This is a genomic window from Stutzerimonas tarimensis (assembly GCF_042648805.1).
GTDB classification, from domain to species: Bacteria; Pseudomonadota; Gammaproteobacteria; order Pseudomonadales; family Pseudomonadaceae; genus Azomonas; species Azomonas tarimensis.
This window is the reverse complement of record NZ_JBHRXZ010000001.1, coordinates 121,860-142,295: the sequence shown is the minus strand read 5'-3', so window position 1 is coordinate 142,295 and position 20,436 is coordinate 121,860. Positions and strand designations below refer to the sequence as shown.

Genomic DNA, 20,436 nt, shown 5'->3' with positions numbered 1-20,436 from the left:
CACGGTGCGGTTTTTTTTTCTTGAGGTCCGCTCGGGGCGGCTATCCGGTATCGCTTGCCGGTGGTCCCAGGGGCTGGAAAGACGCAACATCCTCAGATGGCATCGCCTGGGCGAGTACGGGCACTTCCGGTGGGCGTGATGGCACTGACCAAGCAGTGTTTGACAGGCTGTAGCGAGACGCTTCGCTTGGTCGCGTGGCCCGATGCACTTTCATGTGCCTTCCCTTTCCGATCCGGAATTGACATTACGGGCTTATGATTGCCGGGATCGGGGGATAGTTCCCCGCTCGACCACGACGGGGATCGGATCTGCCTCGCCCCTTGCGGGCGAGGCAGTTGTCAGGCCTGGGCGTCGCGTAGAAAGACCAGGCGATCTTCGGAAGAGCGTTCGGCGCTGAAGCGATAGCCCTCGGCATCGAACTGCCGGAGCGCCTGGAGATCGCGCACGCGATGTTTGATCACATGACGAGCCATGAGGCCGCGTGCCTTCTTGGCGTAAAAGCTGATGATCCTGTATTCACCGTTTTTCAGGTCGCGAAACTCGGTATCGATGACCCGTGCGCTCAGCGCCTGGCGCTTGACTGATCCAAAGTACTCATTGGAAGCCAGGTTGAGCAGCAGGTCGTCGCCCTGCGCCTGCAAGGCCGCGTTGAGCCATTTGCTGATGCGATCTCCCCAGAAGGCATAGAGGTCCTTGCCGCGGGAAGTCCGCAGTTTGGTACCCATCTCCAGCCGATAGGCCTGCATCAGGTCCAGCGGACGCAGCACTCCGTAGAGGCCTGACAGAATGCGCAGGTGCTGCTGGGCAAAGGTGAAATCTCCTTCGTCGAAGTCTTCCGCGGCAAGGCCGGTATAAACGTCGCCCTTGAACGCGAGCAGTGCCTGCTTGGCCTTGCCGGGCGAGCAGTTGGGGGTCCAGCCCGCGTAGCGTGCCATGTTGAGCCCCGCGAGCTTGTCGGATAGATGCATCAGCTCGGCGATCTGCTGGGGAGAATATTCGCGCAGTACTTCGATCAGTTGCTCGGCATGCTCGAGATGCTCGGGAAGGGTGTAGTGGGGCGTGACCGGCGGGGTGTCGTAATCCAGGGTCTTGGCCGGTGAAATCACCAACAGCATGGGCGGCTCTCCAATAAGGCTGCGCAATTCTAGTGGGGATCGCTTGCAGAGCTCCAGCCGAACGCTGTGCAACCTCTGGCCGTCCTCGCCGATACGCCTAAAATCCTTTACAGGATGAACCTGGCGCGCACTCTTCAGGTGCGGTCCGATTCTGGCAAGGGTTCATTATCATGCACTTTCTCGTGGGATCCCCAAGTTGGTGCGCTTAGCTTGGTTGGCCGGCTCTCAGCTGTGCGCTTGTTCATCGCTTCAGCGCCGCTGCTACTTCGTCAGGGATCTTCCGCTCAGCAGAAACTGTCCAACTGTCATGATTTTTGCTGTATTAAAAGTGACAGACCGCCGAACCCTGCAACACAGGTGGCGGCCTCGGGATGCTCCGAACCCACCAGCTTCCCAGCCCGCTCACGTGTTTTGCCAGGCGGTTTCAACGGTGCAAGCGCAGCTCGCTTCTACCGTCCGGCCCCAGCAGAAAGGTGATCGCGTATGGATGACTTCGGCAGCCGTAGTACCCAGCCCACCCTGTATGTCCTCGATACCAACGTCCTGATTCACGATCCCAACGCCCTCCTCAATTTCCAGGAGCATCACGTCGCCATCCCCATGCCGGTTCTGGAGGAACTGGACAAGCTCAAGGGCGGCAAGCTCACTGTTGCTGCAGAGTGTCGCCAGGCGATCCGCCTGATCGATCGGCTGCTGGGCGATGCGACGCCCGAGCAGGTGGAGCGGGGGGTGCCGATCCAGCGCGGGAAGAGTGGCGCTTGCGGTTGGCTTTCGATCCTGATGAGCAAGCGTCCCGAATCCCTGACATGGCTGTCGGAAGACCAGAACGACAACAAGATCATCAATCAGATGGTCGAGCTGAAAAGCTCGCGTGGAGGGAACGTCGTGCTGGTGACCAAGGACATCAATATGCGCCTGAAGGCGCGCGCCTGTGGCATTGCCACCGAGGATTACCAGACCGATCAGCTGGTCGACGACGTCGGCATGCTCTCGCGCGGGTATCACAACGTGGCAGGCTCGTTCTGGGACCGGGTCAGCAAGGTCGACACCCGCCAGGGGCATGGCCGCACCTGGCATCGCGTGCAGCTCACCGAGGATCTGCCTTCGGTCCATGTCAACGAATTCATTCTCGACGAGCAGGGTTTCGTGGGTTGGGTCAAGGGCATCAAGGAAGGCGAGTTGCTGGTGCTGGACATGCACCAGGAGCCGCTTCTCCATCAGGAGGCCTGGGGTCTGAATCCGCGCGACATCTACCAGGCGCTGGCGCTCTTCGCCTTGATGGAGCCTGACATCCATCTGGTCAACCTGTCCGGCGCGGCCGGCTCGGGCAAGACCATTCTGGCTCTGGCGGCAGCCATCGAGCAGACCATGGTCAGCAAGCGCTACCGTCGCATCATCGCTACACGCAGTGTTCAGGGGCTGGACGAGGATATCGGCTTTCTACCGGGCACCGAGGCGGAAAAGATGGAGCCCTGGCTTGGCGCCATTACCGACAACCTCGAAGCCCTGCACATGGATGACGAGAGCACCCACGGCAGTGTCGACTACATCCTGCAAAAGGTCCCGCTGCAATTCAAATCACTGAATTACATTCGCGGGCGCAGCTTCCAGCAGAGCCTGATCCTGATCGACGAGTGTCAGAACCTGACACCTCACCAGATGAAAACCATCATCACCCGAGCCGGTGCTGGATCCAAGGTGGTCTGCCTCGGCAACCTGGCGCAGATCGACACCCCCTACCTGTCGGCTACCAGTTCCGGGCTGACCTACCTGACCGAACGCTTCAAGGACTTCCCGCACGGCGTGCACATCACCCTGCAGGGTGTACCTCGCTCGGTGCTTGCCGAATATGCCGAAGCCAATATGTGAGGCCTCTGGAGCCGAGGGGTCGCTGGAGGCTGGCGCCCCGTTGGGGCGTTCGGCCTCCAGGTGTTTGTTTTCGAACGCCTTGGTTGTAAAAACCGGAGAGCGTTGTAGGCTGACGGCCGGACCAGAAAGGCAGCTTTTCTGTCCAGCCTTCAGTCTCTAGCCTTCCACGATGGGCTACCGGCCCATACACCTCCCATGCCTTCCAGTCCCGCGGAGTCGCCTGCATGCTCACTCACCTCGATACCCAGGGTCGCGCCAGTATGGTGGACGTCACCGACAAGGCAGTGACCTCGCGGGAGGCCGTTGCCGAGGCACGGGTGCGGATGCAGCCCGAAACCCTGAAGATGATTCAGGACGGAGGGCATCCCAAGGGCGACGTGTTCGCAGTGGCCAGGATTGCAGGGATCCAGGCCGCCAAAAAGACCCATGATCTGATACCTCTTTGTCATCCGCTGTTGCTTACCAGCATCAAGGTCGAGCTGGAGGCGCAAGGGCCTGATTGCGTGGTGATCCGCGCCCGCTGCAAGCTGGCCGGGCAGACCGGTGTCGAGATGGAGGCCTTGACGGCCGCCGCCGTCGCCGGGTTGACGCTGTACGACATGTGCAAGGCTGTCGATCGCGGGATGGTGATCGAGTCGGTGCGCCTTCTGGAAAAGCAGGGTGGCAAGACCGGACGCTGGGAGGCACCGCTGTGATCCGTATTCAGTTTTTCGCACGTTACCGCGAAGCGCTCGGCACCGATGGTGAGAGCCTGGAATGGTCCGCCGATCTGTCACGGGTGGAAGACATCCGCCAACGGTTGTCATCGCGCGGCGGCGTCTGGCTGGTGCTCGGCGATACCGGCCTGATGTGTGCGCGCAATGACGAGCTGTGCGGTCTGGACGAGCCGATCGCCGATGGCGACCAGGTCGCGTTTTTCCCCACCGTCACCGGGGGTTGAGATGAGGGTTCGTGTACAGCCGCAGCCGTTCGATCCGGGCGCAGAGCTCAACGCCCTGCATGCTGCCGATCGCGGCGTCGGTGCGGTGGCGAGCTTTGTCGGCTATGTTCGCGATTTCAATGAGGGTCGTGAAGTTTCCGGAATGTTTCTGGAGCACGCCCCGGGCATGACGGAAAAGGCCCTGTCGCGCATTGTCGACGAAGCCGCGCGGCGTTGGCCCCTGCTGCACATCGAATTGCTGCACCGGGTCGGGCGACTCGAGCCAGGCGAGCCCATCGTGTTCGTCGGGGTTACCAGCGCGCACCGTGAAGCTGCCTTCGAGGCTTGCCGCTTCGTGATGGATTACCTGAAGACCCGGGCGCCTTTCTGGAAGAAAGAGGATACCCCGGAGGGGTCGCGCTGGGTCGAGGGGCGCGACAGCGACCAGGAGGCCGCGGCGCGCTGGCGGCTGGAGCCCTGAATCAGTCGATGCTGAAAGTGATGTACATCTTGTAGGCAATCGACGACAGCATCACGGCACTGCCCAGCGCCAGCAGGCCGACTCCCCAGTTGTTGTCGCGGAAGCTGAAGCCTACGCCCATCAGGGCGAAGCCGGTGAAGATGAGCGTGATCATCCAGTTCAGGCTACTCAAGGGGGTTCTCCTTGTATCGTTAGCGCCGGACCGGCTTGAGCAGCTCGGCCGGAGGCATTTCGCAACTGATCTTGCGGCCGAGCAGCTCCTCGATGGGCGGCAGGGCGAAGGCGTCGTCCTCGCTGGCAAAGCTGACGGAGGTGCCCGACGTACCGGCCCGGCCGGTGCGTCCGATGCGGTGCACGTAATCGTCCGGGTCCTCCGGCAGGGTGTAGTTGACCACATGGCTGACGGCATCGACGTGGATGCCGCGACCGGCCACATCTGTTGCCACCAGAACCCGGATCTTACCTTCACGGAAGCCCTCGAGTACTCGGATGCGCTTTTGCTGAGGAACGTCACCGGACATCTGCGCAGCGCTGATGCCGTCCTTGGTCAGACGCTCTTCGATCCGGCGCACTTCGTCCTTGCGGTTGGCGAACACCATCACCCGTTCCCAGTCGTTCTGGCTGACCAGGTTGTAGAGCAGCCTGTACTTGTCGCTGCTGGCGACCGCATAGACATGCTGCTCGACCGTTTCGCTGGCGACGTTTTCCGGTTCGATTTCCACCACGGCGGGGTCGACCGTCCACTGCCTGGCCAGGTTCATCACGTCGTCCGTGAAGGTGGCGGAGAATAGCAGGGTCTGGCGCTCGCTCTTGGGTGGGGTCTGCCGGATGATCTGGCGAACCTGCGGAATGAAGCCCATGTCGAGCATGCGGTCGGCTTCGTCGAGCACCATTACCTCGACCATGTCCAGGTGCACTTCGCCGCGCTGGTTGAAGTCCAGCAGACGCCCGGGGGTCGCCACCAGGATGTCGCAGAAACGCGACTCGAGCGCCTTGAGTTGTTTGTCGAAGTCCATGCCGCCGACAAAGCTCATCACGTTGAGCGGTGCGTACTTGGTCAGTTCCTGGGCATCCTTGGCGATCTGCACCACCAACTCGCGGGTCGGGGCGATGATCAGCGCCCGCGGCTCACCCATGTAGCGTTCCTTTGGCGGCGGGGTCTGCAGCAACTGGGTGATGATGGAGATCAGGAATGCGGCGGTCTTGCCGGTGCCGGTCTGCGCGCGACCGATGGCGTCCTGGCCCTTGAGGGTGAAACCCATCACCTGGGCCTGGATCGGCGTGCAGTAGGTGAAGCCCAGGTCGTGTATGGCGTGCATCAGCTCCGGGGCCAGGTTGAAGTCGTGGAACCGGGTCTTGCCCTCCATCGGTTCGATGGCGAAGTCCTCGGGCTTCCAGCGGGGCGCCTCGGTGCGGGGTTTACGCGGCTTGCGGGGCCGCGATTCGCGTGTGGGAACGGGATCACGCTCTGAGGCCGTGTCGGGCTCGGGTCGCGGCTCTTGCGCATTTCGCTGCGCTTGCACCTCCGGTGCGGTGGGCTGGGGAGTCGCAGGAGTGTTCTGCTCGGCCGGGTCCAGGCCGAAAATCTTCTTGAGTGCCTTCAGCACGGTAATCTCATCGTCGTCAAGTGGGTATCACCGGAAGTGTAAAGCAAGTTAACGGTGCGGCGTAGTCTCGGCGTGGCGCCCGTGCCCGGCGGCTCAGCCGAGCCGCTTGCCTAGCCACTGGGCGATGTCCTGGATCTGCTCGGGCCTGACCTCATGGCGCATCGGGTAATCCTTCCAGGTGACATCGGCACCGCTTGCGGCCAGACATTCATAAGCGGCACGGCCCATGGCCGGAAGCACCACGTCGTCGTCGCGGCCGTGCAGGCAGAGGACGGGGCAGGCGCGCTGGTCATCGGAAAGGCTGAGCTGATCGGGGAAGGTTGGTGCGTAGGTGGACAGCGCCAGTACACCGCCGAGTGGGCCGCGCCAGCGCAGGAACGCGCTATGCAGTACCACCGCGCCGCCCTGGGAAAATCCTGCCAGAACGATGCGCCCAGGGTCGATGCCGAGCGCTCGCTGCGCTTCGATGAGGGCCACTACCGTCTGCGACGAACGCTCCAGCTGATTTTCGTCGATGTCGCGCTTGGCCGTCAGAGCGATGATGTCGTACCAGCTCGGCATCGCCCAGCCGCCATTGATGGTGACGGGCTGGGTCGGCGCCTGGGGCAGCACGAAGCGGGTGCTCGGCAGGCGCTGCTGCAGATATTCTGCGACCGATTGGAAGTCGTAGCGGTTGGCTCCCAATCCGTGCAGCCAGATCACGCAGGCATCGGCGGGGTGGGCTGGTTCCAGGATCAACGGCTCGGTCATGGCGGGCTCCGGCGAAATAGCCGAGGGTAGCGACAAGCCGGGCAGAAGAACAGGCCGGGGTGCGCCTGGTGTCCCGCTCATCGGCCTTAGCCTCGTCGCTTCCGATGGGCTAGAATGCTGGCCCCGAAAGCTCCCCTCCCAGAGGCTGTCCCGACGATGTTGATCCTGCGCGGCGCTCCCGCTCTTTCTGCCTTCCGTCATGCCAGGTTGCTGGCCCAACTGACCCAGAAGGTCTCCGCCGTCAGTGGGCTGTATGCCGAGTTCGCCCATTTCGCCGAGCTGAGCGAAACCCTGGAAGACCGGGAGCTGCAGGTGCTCGATCGTCTGCTCAGGTACGGTCCGAGTGTGCCGGTGCAAGAGCCCGCAGGCCGCCTGCTGCTGGTGGTGCCGCGCTTCGGCACCATATCGCCCTGGTCGAGCAAGGCCAGCGACATCGCGCATAACTGCGGCCTGGCCAAGGTCCAGCGGCTCGAGCGTGGCATCGCCTATTACGTGGCGGGCGAGCTCAGCGATGCCGAGGCGGAGCAGGTTGCCGCTTTCCTCCATGACCGCATGACCCAGGTGGTGCTCGGTGGTTTCGAGGAGGCCCAGGGGCTGTTCAGTCACGCGCAACCCAAGCCGCTGCAGGTGGTGGATGTGCTGGGCGGCGGGCGCGAGGCGCTGGTTCGGGCGAACCTGGAACTGGGCCTGGCCCTGGCCGAGGACGAGATCGACTATCTGGTGAGCAGCTTCACCGACCTGGGGCGCAACCCCCACGACGTCGAGCTGATGATGTTCGCCCAGGCCAACTCCGAACATTGTCGACACAAGATCTTCAACGCGACCTGGGACGTTGACGGCCAGGCTCGGGAGAAGTCCCTGTTCGGCATGATCAAGAACACCTATGAGATGCATCGCGAGGGCGTCCTGTCGGCCTACAAGGACAACGCCGCGGTCATCGAAGGTTTCACTGGCGGCCGCTTCTTTCCGCAGCCCGATACCGGTGAGTATGCCGCCAGCCAGGAGCCGATCCACATCCTGATGAAGGTGGAAACCCACAACCACCCCACCGCGATCGCCCCGTTCCCCGGTGCCTCCACCGGCTCGGGCGGCGAGATTCGCGATGAGGGCGCCACTGGCCGGGGCGGCAAGCCCAAGGCCGGTCTCACCGGATTCACCGTTTCCAACCTGAATATCCCGGGCTTCGAGCAGCCCTGGGAGCAGCCCTACGGCAAGCCGGAACGGATCGTCACCGCACTGGACATCATGATCGAGGGCCCGCTCGGGGGAGCGGCCTTCAACAACGAGTTCGGCCGCCCGGCCCTGACGGGCTATTTCCGTACCTTCGAGCAGCGGATCGATACCCCTCGTGGCGCGGAAGTGCGCGGTTACCACAAGCCGATCATGCTTGCCGGTGGCATGGGCAACATCCGCGCCGAGCACGTGCAGAAGGCTGAGATCAGCGTGGGCGCCAAGCTTATTGCGCTGGGTGGCCCGGCCATGCTGATCGGCCTCGGTGGGGGCGCGGCCTCGTCGATGGCCACCGGCGCCAGTTCGGCTGACCTCGATTTCGCCTCGGTGCAGCGCGACAACCCCGAGATGGAGCGTCGCTGCCAGGAAGTGATCGACCGCTGCTGGCAGCTTGGCGAGCGCAACCCGATCAAGTTCATCCATGACGTCGGTGCGGGAGGCCTGTCCAACGCTTTTCCCGAACTCATCAACGACGGTGGTCGCGGTGGGCGCTTCGAGCTGCGCAACGTGCCCAACGACGAACCGGGCATGAGTCCGCTGGAGATCTGGTGCAACGAGTCCCAGGAGCGCTACGTGCTATCGGTCGACGCGGCCGATTTCGAGCGTTTTAAGGCCATCTGCGAACGCGAGCGCTGTCCTTTTGCGGTAGTCGGCGAGGCGACCGAGGAGCGTCACCTGACCGTCAGCGACAGTCATTTCGGCAATGATCCGGTGGACATGCCGCTCGAGGTATTGCTGGGCAAGGCGCCGCGCATGCATCGCTCGGCTACCAGCGAGGCCGCCCTGGGGGACGATTTCGACGCCGCCACGGTGGCCCTTGATGACGCGGTCGCGCGGGTGCTCCGGCATCCGGCGGTGGCCAGCAAGAGCTTTCTAATCACCATCGGTGATCGCAGCATTACCGGCCTGGTGGCGCGTGACCAGATGGTCGGTCCCTGGCAGGTGCCGGTCGCCGATTGCGCCGTGACCGCCTCCAGCTTCGACGTCTACACCGGTGAAGCCATGGCGATGGGCGAGCGTACCCCGCTGGCGCTGCTGGACGCGCCGGCCTCGGGCCGCATGGCGATCGGTGAAACGCTCACCAACCTGGCGGCGGCGAGCATCGCGCGCATTTCCGACATCAAGCTGTCAGCCAACTGGATGGCCGCCGCCGGTCACCCCGGCGAAGACGCGCGGCTCTATGAAACGGTCGAGGCCGTCGGCATGGAGCTGTGCCCGGCGCTCGGCATCACCATTCCGGTGGGCAAGGACTCGATGTCCATGAAGACCCGCTGGACCGAGGGCAAGGAGGACAAGGCGGTCACCTCGCCGCTGTCCTTGATCGTCTCCGGTTTCGCCCCGGTTCAGGACGTGCGCCGCACCCTGACTCCGCAGTTGCGGCTCGACCAGGGGGACAGCGATCTGGTGCTGGTGGATCTGGGCCGTGGCCAGAGCCGCATGGGTGCTTCGATCCTCGCCCAGGTGTACGGTCGGATCGGCCGTGCGGCGCCGGACGTGGACGATGCCCGGGACCTCGCCGCGTTTTTCGATGTGATCCAGCAATTGAATGCCGACGGGCTGTTGCTCGCCTATCATGACCGTTCCGATGGCGGTCTCCTGGCAGCGGCGGCGGAGATGGTCTTTGCCGGGCATTGCGGCCTGTCACTGGATCTCGCGCCGCTCGTCGATGGGGCTTCCGATGTGGCGGGCGCCTTGTTCAACGAAGAGCTGGGTGCGCTGCTGCAGGTGCGTCGCGCCGACAGCGGCGAACTGCTCGCCCGTTTCGAGGCCGCGGGCCTGGCCGATTGCGTCGCGGTCGTGGGTGAGCCCCATGATGGCCATGAGCTGGTCATCCGGCTGGGCGAGCAGCATCTGTTCAAGGCTGCCCGCAGCGAATTGCAGCGCCTGTGGAGCGAGACGAGCTATCAGATCCAGCGCCTGCGCGACAACGCCGAGTGTGCCGATCAGGAATTTGCGACGTTGCTCGATGACAATGACCCCGGGCTGGGCGCGCGGCTGAGCTTCGACGTCGACGAAGACATCGCCGCGCCCTTCATCCAGACCGGCAAGCGTCCTCGGGTAGCCATCCTTCGCGAGCAGGGCGTCAATGGCCAGAGCGAAATGGCGGCTGCATTCGATCGCGCCGGTTTCGCCGCGGTGGATGTCCACATGAGCGACATTCTCGCGGGTCGCCTGACCCTCGATGAGTTCAAGGGCATGGTTGCCTGTGGCGGGTTCTCCTACGGTGACGTGCTCGGCGCCGGCGAAGGCTGGGCCAAGTCGATCCTGTTCAACAGCCGTGCCCGTGAAGCGTTCAGCCGCTTCTTCGAGCGCGACGACAGTTTCTCCCTGGGGATCTGCAACGGTTGCCAGATGCTCTCGAATTTGCACGAGCTGATTCCGGGAAGCGAGCTTTGGCCACATTTCGTCCGCAACCGCTCCGAGCAGTTCGAGGCGCGCGTGGCCATGGTCGAGGTACAGGACTCACCGTCGATCTTCCTGCAGGGGATGGCGGGCTCGCGCCTGCCCATCGCCATCGCCCATGGTGAAGGCCATGCCGAGTTCGCCAGCGCGCAGGCGTTGCAGGCGGCGGATGGCTCCGGCACGGTCGCCCTGCGTTACGTCGACAACCATGGCCGGGTGACCGAGAGCTACCCGGCCAACCCGAGCAGCTCACCGCGGGGCATCACCGGCCTGACCAGCCAGGACGGGCGCGTCACCATCATGATGCCGCACCCTGAGCGGGTGTTCCGCGCGGTACAGAACTCCTGGCACCCTGATGCGTGGAAGGAAGACGGCGGCTGGATGCGCATGTTCCGCAACGCCAGGGCCTGGATCGCCTGACATTCACGGGTGCTGGCGCTGCGCCGGCACCCCCTCGATCAGCCACTGTCGGGCTGCCTGCAGCCGGAGGCTCTGATGTACAAGCTGTGTTTCTATGTCCCGGAGAGTCATCTCGAGGCGGTCAAGCAGGCGTTGTTCGCGGTGGGGGCCGGGCGTATCGGGCGCTACGACCAGTGTTGCTGGCAGAGTCTGGGCAAGGGTCAGTTCCGTCCGCTCGAAGGTAGCCAGCCGCACGTGGGAGAAGTAGATCGCGTGGAGCGGCTCGCCGAATGGAAGGTGGAGCTGGTGGTGTCCGACGAGTTGATCCATGACAGCGTCAAGGCGCTGAAGGCGTCACACCCTTACGAAACGCCGGCATTCGACGTCTGGCGGCTCTCGGACATGGTGTTCTAAAAGCGCAGGGCGGCTCAGAGGGCCGCCCGGGGTGAAATCAGTTCGTATCCAGCGGACGGGGTGTCGGTACTACGTGGGGCTCTACCGCATCGATGTCGCGCTGGATCTCATCGAGCAGCGAACCCGGAGCTGGAGCGCTGGCAGGCACTTCGGCAGGGGTGCTCTGCGCGCGCGGGGCACCGAGGATGGCCTCGTCGCGGCTGACGCCAGGCATGAAGTCCCCGGATAGTCCGACCAACAGCTCGTTGTCGTCAAAGACCAGCGTCATGCGTTCCTGAACCCGCTGATGGCCGCCGGCCTGGAAGCTGTAGAGGTAGTCCCAGCGGTTGGGGTGAAAGGTGTCGGTAACGAGCGGGCTGCCCATGATAAACCGTACTTGTCGGTGGGTCATTCCAGGGCGCAGCTGGTCTATCATGTCTTGCGTAACGACATTGCCTTGCTGGATGTCTACCTTGTAGACCCCGGGGAAAGAACAACCGGCGAGCGCTGCCAGGCCTGTGAATGTCAGGCCGGCCAGCAGTAGCTTGGTGTTTTGCATCGGTGGGTGACTTCCACTATCTTGGCTGGGCAAATTAGTCCCGGATCATACCGCATCAAGGAGGCTGCGAAACAGCAGCAGCGAGAAACCCGACAATGGTTGAAAATCACGAACTTCGCAAAGCTGGCCTGAAAGTCACTTTGCCCCGTATCAAGATCCTGCAGATGCTGGATACCGCCGAGAACCGGCACATGAGTGCCGAGGAGGTATACAAGGCGCTGATGGATGCGGGCGAGGACGTCGGTCTGGCGACGGTATATCGCGTGTTGACGCAGTTCGAGTCAGCCGGTCTGGTGGTGCGGCACAATTTCGACAGCGGTCATGCGGTGTTCGAGCTGGCCGACAGCGGACATCACGATCACATGGTCTGCGTGGATTCGGGTGACGTGATCGAGTTTTTCGATCCTGAGATCGAAAAGCTGCAGCGCGAGATCGTGCGCCGTCATGGGTTCGAACTGGTGGAGCACAATCTGGTGCTCTACGTGCGCAAGAAGACCTGAGCTGCCGCACGTGCAACAGTAGAAGGGCGACCCGAGGGTCGCCCTTTCACGTTCTAGTCCTGGGCAGAATGGATCATCTGCTGCGCGTGGGCCAGGGACTGCTCGGTCAGGTCGACGCCGCCCAGCATCCGAGCGATTTCCTCCACGCGTGATGATCCCGCCAGCATCGCCACCGCCGTGCGGGTTTCGTCGCTGCCACGCGCTTTGTGCACGAACAGGTGATGATGGCCCTGGGCGGCGACCTGGGGAAGATGGGTCACCGTGAGCACCTGGCCACGGTCGCCGAGCCGGCGCAGCAACTGCCCGACGATCTCCGCGGTCGGGCCGCCGATGCCGACATCCACTTCGTCGAAGACCAGGGTCGGGACCCGCGATGTCTGTGCGGTGATCACCTGTATCGCCAGGCTGATGCGTGACAATTCACCGCCAGAAGCTACCTTGGCCAGCGGGCGCAGCGGTTGACCCGGGTTGGCGCTGACGAGAAACTCCACCTGCTCGAAACCCTGGGGCTGGGGGTCGCCGCTGCTGCCTGGTTTGAGAACGACGCTGAAACGGCCTCCGGGCATGCCCAGGCGCTGGATCTCGTGTTCCACCGCCCTGGCCAGATCGCCCGCTGCCTGCTGCCGGGCCTTGCTGAGTGCCTGGGCCTTGTCCTGATAATGGCGGGCGAAGGCAGCCAGTTCCTCGGTGAGCTTGTCGATGGCTTCGTCATCGGCGTTGAGGTTGTCCAGTTCGTGGGCTAGCTGCCGTTGCAGGTTGCCCAGCTCCTCGGGTTGCACGCGGTGTTTGCGGGCCAGGGTATAGAGCGTGTCCAGCCGTTCCTCGACCCTCTGCAGGCGGGCTGGGTCAGCGTCGAACTGGTCCATGAAGCGATTGAGTCCGCTCATGGCTTCCTCGACCTGGATCTGTGCGCTGGACAGGAGTTCGATGGCTTCCTCGAGGATGCCTGGCCCGCCTTGAAACGCTGTGAGCCGCTGGAGGCTGCCGGACAGCGCAGAAACCACGTTGCCCTGATCGCCCTCGCTGCAAAGGTCGACCACCTGGCGGCAAGCGCCAAGCAGCTGGGTGGCGTTGGCCAGCGTGCGCTGCTCCTGCTCGAGCTCGGCGAGTTCGTTCTCGCCCAGGGCGAGGTTGTCGAGCTCCTCGAGCTGATAGCTAAGCAACTGATGGCGGGCGCGCTGCTCGTCACCGTTGTTGCTCAATCGCTCGAGAGTCTGGCGAGTCTGCCGCCAGCGCTGCGCGGCCAGTTGAACCTGGCGCGCCAGCTCCTGGCAGTTGCCGAACTCGTCGAGCAGACGACGGTGGGTGTCCGGCTTGAGCAGCGATTGGTGCTCGTGCTGGCTATGGATGTCGATCAGCAGGCCGCCCAGGGTCTTGAGGTCGCCCAGCGGGCAGGGTGTTCCATTGATGTAGGCGCGCGAGCGGCCTTCAGCAGTGATGACTCGCCGAAGAATGCAGGGGCCGTCGTGGTCCAGATCCCGCTCGGTCAGCCAGCTGCGTGCGTCCGGGATTTCCTGGAGGTCGAAGCTTGCGAGGATGTCGGCCCGGCTTGCACCCGGGCGAACCACGCCGCTGTCGGCCCGGTCACCCAGCGCGAGGCTGAGTGCGCCCAGCATGATGGACTTGCCGGCGCCGGTTTCGCCTGTGATGACGCTCATGCCGCGGCGCAGCTCGAGATCGAGGTGGTCGACGATGGCAAAGTTGCGAATGGAGAGTTGAACCAGCATGAGCGGGTCTCCGCGACGAGATATGCTGTGTATTTATACAGTTGTCGCAAGGTGCGGTGCAAGAGATCGGCGAGGGACGGTGCGGCGGACCAGCCGGCGCCGACGACTCGCGCGTTGCAGGTAAATGGTCCCTGCCCTTGAAGCTTGCGCCAGCGTCCCCATATTGGCGGTCAAGCGAGGGCGAGCGCCCGCAAACCGATCCACAGGAGGAACCCATGGCTGACGAGCAGAACCTTGATAACCAGAACCTGGATGCCAGTGAAGAGGGCGGCGTCGAGCGCGGCGAGGATCTGGCTGCACGTGTCGAGGCTCTGGAGGAGCAATTGGCGACCGCCCAGGATCAGTCGCTGCGCATGGCGGCCGAGCTGCAGAACATACGCCGCCGCGCCGAGCAGGATATCGAGAAGGCACACAAGTTCGCGCTGGAGAAATTCGCTGGCGACCTGCTGGCGGTGGTCGACAGTCTCGAGCGCGGACTGGAGCTCTCCAATCCTGACGACGAGTCGATCAAGCCCATGCGCGAAGGTGTCGAGCTGACCCTCAAGCTGCTCCACGACACCCTGGGTCGCCATCAGCTGCAGGCGGTAGACCCGGTGGGCGAGCCCTTCAACCCCGAACATCATCAGGCCATGGCGATGGAAGAGAGCCATCAGGTCGAGCCCAACAGCGTGCTCAAGGTGTTTCAGAAAGGCTACCTGCTGAGCGGTCGCCTGTTGCGACCGGCTATGGTCGTGGTCAGCAAGGCGCCTTCGCAGCCTCAGCCTTCAATTGACGAGAAGGCTTGAAATTTTTCGCAACCCCCCCATCTGGTTGTCAAGCATTCGAATGATTCGCCAGTGCCTACGCGGCACGGCATGTTTTGGAGAGAGATAAATGGGCAAGATCATCGGTATCGACCTGGGCACCACCAATAGCTGTGTGGCGATCCTGGAGAACGGTAACGTCAAGGTGCTGGAAAACGCCGAAGGCGCGCGTACCACGCCTTCCATCATCGCCTACACCAACGACGGCGAGACCCTGGTGGGCCAGTCGGCCAAGCGCCAGGCGGTCACCAACCCGCAGAACACCCTCTACGCGGTCAAGCGCCTGATTGGCCGTCGCTTCGAGGAAGATGTGGTACAGAAGGACATCCAGATGGTGCCCTACACCATCGCCAAGGCCGGCAACGGTGACGCCTGGGTCGAGGTGAAGGGCGAAAAGATGGCCCCGCCGCAGATCAGCGCCGAAGTGTTGAAGAAGATGAAGAAGACCGCCGAGGATTATCTGGGTGAGTCCGTCACCGAGGCGGTGATCACCGTACCGGCCTATTTCAATGACAGCCAGCGCCAGGCCACCAAGGACGCCGGCCGCATCGCCGGCCTGGACGTCAAGCGGATCATCAACGAGCCGACCGCTGCGGCGCTGGCCTATGGCATGGACAAGGCCAAGGGCGACCACACCATCATCGTCTATGACCTGGGTGGCGGTACCTTCGACGTCTCTGTGATCGAGATCGCCGAAGTCGACGGTGAGCACCAGTTCGAAGTGCTGGCCACCAATGGCGACACCTTCCTTGGCGGCGAGGACTTCGACATTCGCCTGATCGACTACCTCGTCGACGAGTTCAAGAAGGAGAGCGGCATCAACCTCAAGGGCGATCCGCTGGCCATGCAGCGCCTGAAGGAAGCCGCCGAAAAGGCCAAGATCGAGCTGTCGTCCGCCCAGCAGACCGACGTCAACCTGCCGTACATCACCGCAGACGCGTCCGGTCCGAAGCACCTGAACGTGAAGATCTCCCGCGCCAAGCTGGAGTCGCTGGTCGAGGACCTGGTTGAGCGCACCATCGAGCCGTGCCGCATCGCGCTGAAGGATGCCGGCATCGACGTGGGCAAGATCGACGACGTGATCCTGGTCGGCGGCCAGACCCGCATGCCGCTGGTGCAGAAGCGCGTGGCCGAGTTCTTCGGCAAGGAGCCGCGCAAGGACGTCAACCCGGACGAAGCCGTGGCCATGGGTGCCGCCATCCAGGGCGCCGTGCTGGCCGGTGACGTCAAGGACGTGCTGCTGTTGGACGTCAGCCCGCTGACCCTGGGCATCGAGACCCTTGGTGGGGTGATGACCCCGCTGATCGAGAAGAACACCACCATCCCGACCAAGAAATCGCAGGTGTTCTCGACCGCCGACGACAACCAGGGCGCGGTGACCATCCACGTGCTGCAAGGCGAGCGCAAGCAGGCCGCGCAGAACAAGTCGCTGGGCCGCTTCGACCTGGCCGACATCCCGCCGGCGCCGCGCGGGGTGCCGCAGATCGAGGTCACCTTCGACATCGACGCCAACGGCATCCTGCACGTGTCCGCCAAGGACAAGGCCACCGGCAAGCAGCAGTCCATCGTCATCAAGGCCAACTCGGGTCTGTCCGAGGAGGAAATCCAGCAGATGGTGCGTGACGCCGAGGCCAATGCCGAGGAAGACCGCAAGTTCGAGGAGCTGGCTTCGGCTCGCAACCAGGGCGATCAGCTGGTGCATGCTTCGCGCAAGATGCTGACCGAGGCGGGCGACAAGGCCAGCGCCGACGAGAAGTCGGCCATCGAGGCGGCCATCGCTGCCTTGGAAGTGGCCATCAAAGGCGACGACAAGGAAGAAATCGATGCCAAGATGGCGGCTCTGTCCCAGGCCACCACGCCGCTGGCGCAGAAGATGTACGCCGAGCAGCCGCAGGGCGCCGAGGGTCAGGAAGCTGGCAAGAACGGGCAGGCCGGTGACGACGTGGTCGATGCCGAGTTCGAGGAAGTGAAGGACAACAAGTAAGGCTGTCCGGGAAGCCCTTGGCTTCCGCTCCCGTTCGTCACCCTGGTGGTGGCGGACCCGATACCTGACGCGGGGGCCTGCTCCCGCGTTGGCGTGTCTGGAGGGCTGATCTGGTAGGATTGCCGGCTTTTGAGCGCGGGCTGCTCCCATTCGATGTCTGGGGTGCGGCCTGCAGCGTTGGGAACGGGCAGCCTGTCGTCCCCGGGAGGCGACCAAACGAGGTTCAGGAAAGTTATGGCCAAACGCGATTATTACGAAGTGCTGGGTGTTGAGCGCGGCGCCAGCGAAGCGGAGCTGAAAAAGGCTTACCGCCGCCTCGCGATGAAATACCATCCCGATCGTAATCCTGGGGATAAGGAGGCGGAGGACAACTTCAAGGAAGCCAACGAGGCCTACGAAGTGCTCTCCGACGCTAGCAAGCGTACTGCGTACGATCAGTACGGCCACGCCGGAGTCGATCCGAGCATGGGCGGAGGCGGTGCCGGCTACGGCAATGCAAATTTTTCCGATATCTTCGGCGACGTATTCAGCGACTTCTTCGGCGGCGCTCGGGGCAATGCGCGTGGCGGTTCCCATCGGGGCAGCGACCTTCGTTACACCCTCGAGCTCGATCTGGAGGAAGCGGTTCGCGGCACCACCGTGACCATACGCGTACCTACCCTGGCCGAGTGCAAGACCTGCGATGGCACAGGCGCCAAGAAGGGCACGACGCCGGTCACCTGCACCACTTGCGGAGGTATTGGTCAGGTTCGCATGCAGCAGGGATTCTTCTCCGTGCAGCAGACCTGCCCGCGCTGCCAGGGTAGCGGCAAGATGATCACCGACCCCTGCGGGAGCTGCCATGGTCACGGCCGGGTCGAGGAGCAGAAGACGCTGTCGGTCAAGGTGCCCCCGGGTGTCGACACGGGTGACCGCATCCGGCTGTCGGGCGAGGGCGAGGCGGGCAGTCTGGGTGGGCCGGCCGGCGATCTGTATGTCGTGGTCAGCGTGCGTGAGCACCCCATTTTCCAGCGCGACGGCAAGCATTTGTATTGCGATGTGCCGATCTGTTTTACCGATGCGGCGCTGGGCGGAGAGCTGGAGGTGCCAACGCTCGATGGGCGGGTCAAGCTGAAAATCCCCGAGGGCACCCAGACCGGCAAGCTGTTCCGCTTGCGTGGCAAGGGTGTGGCGCCGGTTCGTGGCGGTGCGCCGGGTGATCTGATGTGTCGCGTCGCGGTCGAAACCCCAGTGAACCTGGACAAGCGCCAGCGGGACCTGCTCGAGGACTTCCGCAAGACCCTGCGCGACGATACCTCGCATTCACCCAAGGCCAGCGGTTGGTTTGAGGGTGTGAAGCGGTTTTTCGGCGATCTTTAATTCAGCGGCAAGCAGCAAGTTGGAAGCTGCGGGCTTCAGGCTACGGACCCGGCATGGGCTCTGGCTTGAGGCCTGGGCTTGTGCTTGAGGCTTGAGGCTTGAGGCTTGAGGCTGTTTGATGAGAAGAGTTGCAGTAATGGGCGCCGCTGGACGGATGGGCAAGACGCTGATCGAGGCGGTATGCCAGGCGGAAGGTGCGGGCTTGACCGCCGCGGTTGACCGGCCGGACAGTACCCTCGTGGGTGCCGACGCGGGCGAGCTGGCGGCACTTGGCCGCATCGGCGTACCGCTGATCGGCGACCTGGAGCGGGTGGTCGAGGATTTCGATGTGGTGATCGACTTCACCCATCCCAGCGTGACCCTCAGGAATGTGGAAGTCTGCCGCCGTGCCGGGCGCGCGATGGTGATCGGCACCACGGGATTCAGCGCCGAAGAGCGGCAGCGCCTCGCCGATGCGGCGCAGGACATCCCGATTGTCTTTGCGGCCAATTTCAGCGTTGGCGTCAATCTCTGCTTGAAGTTGCTGGATACCGCTGCGCGAGTGCTGGGTGACGAGGTGGATATCGAGATCATCGAGGCCCATCACCGGCACAAGGTGGATGCACCTTCGGGTACGGCGTTGCGCATGGGCGAGGTGGTCGCGCAGGCGCTCGGGCGCGACCTGCAGAAGGTGGCGGTCTATGGGCGTGAGGGTCAGACCGGCGCGCGCGCGCGTGAAACCATCGGTTTTGCCACCGTGCGCGCGGGCGACGTGGTGGGCGACCACACCGTACTGTTCGCCGCCGAAGGCGAGCGCGTCGAAATTACCCACAAGGCGTCCAGCCGCATGACCTTTGCCAGGGGCGCCGTTCGCGCCGCGCTGTGGTTGCAGGACCGGCCAGCGGGCCTGTACGACATGCAGGATGTGCTGGGTTTGAGGTAAGTCCGAGCGCGCTGGAAGGCTGAAGGTTGAACGGGCTGGTTTGCACTGGTCCGGCCTTGGGCCTCCAGCGGCTTTCTTGCTCGACGAGCCTTTTGTCCTGCCTTGCTGGCGGCCCGTTGAGGTTTTCTGTATATTGCCCGCTTTAGTGTGTCCACTAAAAGTTACGCAGAAATGGCTCTGATCAAACAAAAGCGGGATGACCTTCATACGTCATCCCGCTTTTTTACACTCTGCGTCTGCTTCAGCCTTGATCTACGGAGGTCTCTTGACTAAGCCAGCCATTCTCGCCCTTGCCGATGGCAGTATCTTTCGCGGCGAATCCATCGGCGCCGATGGGCATACCATTGGGGAGGTGGTGTTCAATACCGCCATGACCGGCTATCAGGAAATCCTCACTGATCCGTCGTATGCCAAGCAGATCGTCACCCTCACTTATCCGCACATCGGCAACACCGGTGTCAATCCGGACGACGCCGAGTCCTTCCAGGTGTGGGCGGCCGGCCTCATCATCCGCGACCTGCCGCTGCTGGCCAGTTCCTGGCGAAATCAGCAGTCGCTGCCGGATTACCTGAAGGAGAACGGCACGGTCGCCATCGCCGATATCGACACCCGTCGACTGACCCGCATTCTTCGCGAAAAGGGTTCGCAGAACGGTTGCATCCTGGTTGGTGACGACGCCACCGAGGAGAAGGCGCTGGAGCTGGCGCGTAGCTTCCCGGGGCTCAAGGGCATGGACCTGGCCAGGGAAGTCTCGGTCAAGGAGCGTTATGAGTGGCGCTCCAGCGTCTGGTGCCTCGAAACCAATCGCCACGACGAAGTGCCGGCCGAGCAGTTGCCGTATCACGTGGTCGTCTTCGACTATGGCGTCAAGTACAACATCCTGCGGATGCTGGTGGCTCGCGGCTGCCGTCTGACCGTCGTTCCGGCGCAGACCTCCGCCAGCGAAGTGCTGGCACTGAACCCTGACGGCGTGCTGCTCGCCAACGGCCCTGGCGACCCTGCACCCTGCGACTACGCGATCCGGGCAATCCAGGAGCTGCTGGAAACCGAGGTCCCGGTGTTCGGCATTTGCCTGGGACACCAGCTGCTTGCCCTGGCCTGCGGCGCGCGGACGGTGAAGATGAGCCACGGCCATCACGGCGCCAACCATCCCGTGCAGGACCTGGATACCGGCGTGGTGATGATCACCAGCCAGAACCATGGCTTTGCGGTGGAAGAAGACTCGCTGCCGGGCAACGTCCGGGCGACGCACAAGTCGCTGTTCGACGGCAGCCTGCAGGGCATCGAGCGTACCGACAAGGCGGCGTTCAGTTTCCAGGGACATCCCGAAGCCAGTCCCGGGCCCCATGATGTGGCGCCCCTGTTCGACCGCTTCATCGATGCCATGGCCAAGCGCCGCTAAGCCTGCAGCCGAAT

18 protein-coding genes are annotated in these 20,436 nt (G+C 63.4%); 12 read left to right on the top strand and 6 right to left on the bottom strand.

The features are described 5' to 3' along the window. Window positions 1-338: 338 nt before the first annotated feature. Window positions 339-1,115, bottom strand: coding sequence for a peroxide stress protein YaaA (yaaA, locus tag ACFOMF_RS00700; RefSeq protein ID WP_386360235.1), 777 nt, complete (start codon window positions 1,113-1,115; stop codon window positions 339-341). Window positions 1,116-1,598: 483 nt separating this feature from the next. Here yaaA and ACFOMF_RS00695 point away from each other — a divergent pair, with 483 nt between their 5' ends. The 4 genes from ACFOMF_RS00695 (at window position 1,599) to moaE (ending at window position 4,384) form a co-directional block, all read left to right on the top strand. Continuing rightward, window positions 1,599-2,984, top strand: a complete 1,386-nt coding sequence (locus tag ACFOMF_RS00695) for a PhoH family protein (RefSeq protein ID WP_386360233.1) — start codon at window positions 1,599-1,601, stop codon at window positions 2,982-2,984. Window positions 2,985-3,208: 224 nt separating this feature from the next. Beyond that, the gene (gene moaC, locus ACFOMF_RS00690; RefSeq protein ID WP_386360231.1) at window positions 3,209-3,679 is read left to right on the top strand and encodes a cyclic pyranopterin monophosphate synthase MoaC; all 471 of its coding nucleotides are present in this window, start codon (window positions 3,209-3,211) and stop codon (window positions 3,677-3,679) included. Further along, window positions 3,676-3,924 (top strand): MoaD/ThiS family protein, encoded by a 249-nt coding sequence (locus ACFOMF_RS00685; RefSeq protein WP_386360229.1) that lies wholly within the window; start codon window positions 3,676-3,678, stop codon window positions 3,922-3,924. The genes moaC and ACFOMF_RS00685 overlap by 4 nt, the downstream gene beginning before the upstream one ends. A 1-nt stretch (window position 3,925) precedes the next feature. Then, entirely contained in the window at window positions 3,926-4,384 is a 459-nt protein-coding gene (moaE, locus tag ACFOMF_RS00680) for a molybdopterin synthase catalytic subunit MoaE (protein WP_386360227.1), read from the top strand. Window position 4,385: 1 nt separating this feature from the next. Here the strand turns inward: moaE and ACFOMF_RS00675 are convergent, their stop codons facing one another. The 3 genes from ACFOMF_RS00675 to ACFOMF_RS00665 form a co-directional block, all read right to left on the bottom strand. Then, window positions 4,386-4,556 (bottom strand): hypothetical protein, encoded by a 171-nt coding sequence (locus tag ACFOMF_RS00675; protein WP_386360225.1) that lies wholly within the window; start codon window positions 4,554-4,556, stop codon window positions 4,386-4,388. A gap of 19 nt (window positions 4,557-4,575) precedes the next feature. Beyond that, entirely contained in the window at window positions 4,576-5,991 is a 1,416-nt protein-coding gene (gene rhlB / locus ACFOMF_RS00670; protein ID WP_386360223.1) for an ATP-dependent RNA helicase RhlB, read from the bottom strand. A gap of 93 nt (window positions 5,992-6,084) precedes the next feature. After that, a complete protein-coding gene (locus tag ACFOMF_RS00665; protein WP_386360221.1) occupies window positions 6,085-6,741 on the bottom strand; it encodes an alpha/beta hydrolase in 657 nt (218 codons plus the stop codon). Between the two features lie 156 nt (window positions 6,742-6,897). On the opposite strand from ACFOMF_RS00665, the gene purL reads away from it, so the two are divergent. Together purL and ACFOMF_RS00655 are read left to right on the top strand one after the other, a co-directional pair. After that, entirely contained in the window at window positions 6,898-10,794 is a 3,897-nt protein-coding gene (purL, locus tag ACFOMF_RS00660) for a phosphoribosylformylglycinamidine synthase (protein WP_386360219.1), read from the top strand. Between the two features lie 75 nt (window positions 10,795-10,869). Beyond that, a complete protein-coding gene (locus tag ACFOMF_RS00655) occupies window positions 10,870-11,187 on the top strand; it encodes an NGG1p interacting factor NIF3 (protein WP_386360218.1) in 318 nt (105 codons plus the stop codon). 37 nt (window positions 11,188-11,224) lie between these two features. Here ACFOMF_RS00655 and ACFOMF_RS00650 read toward each other — a convergent pair whose 3' ends face one another. Beyond that, the gene (locus ACFOMF_RS00650; protein ID WP_386360216.1) at window positions 11,225-11,725 is read right to left on the bottom strand and encodes an outer membrane protein assembly factor BamE; all 501 of its coding nucleotides are present in this window, start codon (window positions 11,723-11,725) and stop codon (window positions 11,225-11,227) included. Between the two features lie 95 nt (window positions 11,726-11,820). On the opposite strand from ACFOMF_RS00650, the gene fur reads away from it, so the two are divergent. Beyond that, the gene (fur, locus tag ACFOMF_RS00645) at window positions 11,821-12,225 is read left to right on the top strand and encodes a ferric iron uptake transcriptional regulator (protein WP_386360215.1); all 405 of its coding nucleotides are present in this window, start codon (window positions 11,821-11,823) and stop codon (window positions 12,223-12,225) included. A 53-nt stretch (window positions 12,226-12,278) separates the two neighbouring features. On the opposite strand, the gene recN is transcribed toward fur, so the two are convergent. Beyond that, entirely contained in the window at window positions 12,279-13,952 is a 1,674-nt protein-coding gene (recN, locus tag ACFOMF_RS00640; RefSeq protein ID WP_386360213.1) for a DNA repair protein RecN, read from the bottom strand. Window positions 13,953-14,008: 56 nt separating this feature from the next. Here recN and grpE point away from each other — a divergent pair, with 56 nt between their 5' ends. From grpE to carA, 5 genes are all read left to right on the top strand, one after another. Further along, the gene (grpE, locus tag ACFOMF_RS00635; protein WP_386360211.1) at window positions 14,009-14,737 is read left to right on the top strand and encodes a nucleotide exchange factor GrpE; all 729 of its coding nucleotides are present in this window, start codon (window positions 14,009-14,011) and stop codon (window positions 14,735-14,737) included. A gap of 88 nt (window positions 14,738-14,825) precedes the next feature. Further along, on the top strand, window positions 14,826-16,739 hold the full coding sequence (dnaK, locus tag ACFOMF_RS00630; protein ID WP_386360209.1) for a molecular chaperone DnaK: 1,914 nt from the start codon (window positions 14,826-14,828) through the stop codon (window positions 16,737-16,739). A 234-nt stretch (window positions 16,740-16,973) separates the two neighbouring features. Next, window positions 16,974-18,098, top strand: a complete 1,125-nt coding sequence (gene dnaJ, locus ACFOMF_RS00625) for a molecular chaperone DnaJ (RefSeq protein WP_386360207.1) — start codon at window positions 16,974-16,976, stop codon at window positions 18,096-18,098. 118 nt (window positions 18,099-18,216) lie between these two features. After that, window positions 18,217-19,020 (top strand): 4-hydroxy-tetrahydrodipicolinate reductase, encoded by an 804-nt coding sequence (dapB, locus tag ACFOMF_RS00620; RefSeq protein WP_386360206.1) that lies wholly within the window; start codon window positions 18,217-18,219, stop codon window positions 19,018-19,020. A 265-nt stretch (window positions 19,021-19,285) separates the two neighbouring features. Then, the gene (gene carA, locus ACFOMF_RS00615) at window positions 19,286-20,422 is read left to right on the top strand and encodes a glutamine-hydrolyzing carbamoyl-phosphate synthase small subunit (RefSeq protein ID WP_386360204.1); all 1,137 of its coding nucleotides are present in this window, start codon (window positions 19,286-19,288) and stop codon (window positions 20,420-20,422) included. The last annotated feature ends 14 nt before the right edge of the window (window positions 20,423-20,436 follow it).

Coding starts and splice junctions, on each gene's coding strand:
- yaaA (WP_386360235.1), bottom strand. CDS start 1,115: ATGCTGTTGGTGATTTCACCGGCCAAGACCCTGGATTACGACACCCCG.
- ACFOMF_RS00695 (WP_386360233.1), top strand. CDS start 1,599: ATGGATGACTTCGGCAGCCGTAGTACCCAGCCCACCCTGTATGTCCTC.
- moaC (WP_386360231.1), top strand. CDS start 3,209: ATGCTCACTCACCTCGATACCCAGGGTCGCGCCAGTATGGTGGACGTC.
- moaE (WP_386360227.1), top strand. CDS start 3,926: ATGAGGGTTCGTGTACAGCCGCAGCCGTTCGATCCGGGCGCAGAGCTC.
- ACFOMF_RS00665 (WP_386360221.1), bottom strand. CDS start 6,741: ATGACCGAGCCGTTGATCCTGGAACCAGCCCACCCCGCCGATGCCTGC.
- purL (WP_386360219.1), top strand. CDS start 6,898: ATGTTGATCCTGCGCGGCGCTCCCGCTCTTTCTGCCTTCCGTCATGCC.
- ACFOMF_RS00655 (WP_386360218.1), top strand. CDS start 10,870: ATGTACAAGCTGTGTTTCTATGTCCCGGAGAGTCATCTCGAGGCGGTC.
- ACFOMF_RS00650 (WP_386360216.1), bottom strand. CDS start 11,725: ATGCAAAACACCAAGCTACTGCTGGCCGGCCTGACATTCACAGGCCTG.
- fur (WP_386360215.1), top strand. CDS start 11,821: ATGGTTGAAAATCACGAACTTCGCAAAGCTGGCCTGAAAGTCACTTTG.
- recN (WP_386360213.1), bottom strand. CDS start 13,952: ATGCTGGTTCAACTCTCCATTCGCAACTTTGCCATCGTCGACCACCTC.
- dnaK (WP_386360209.1), top strand. CDS start 14,826: ATGGGCAAGATCATCGGTATCGACCTGGGCACCACCAATAGCTGTGTG.
- dnaJ (WP_386360207.1), top strand. CDS start 16,974: ATGGCCAAACGCGATTATTACGAAGTGCTGGGTGTTGAGCGCGGCGCC.
- dapB (WP_386360206.1), top strand. CDS start 18,217: ATGAGAAGAGTTGCAGTAATGGGCGCCGCTGGACGGATGGGCAAGACG.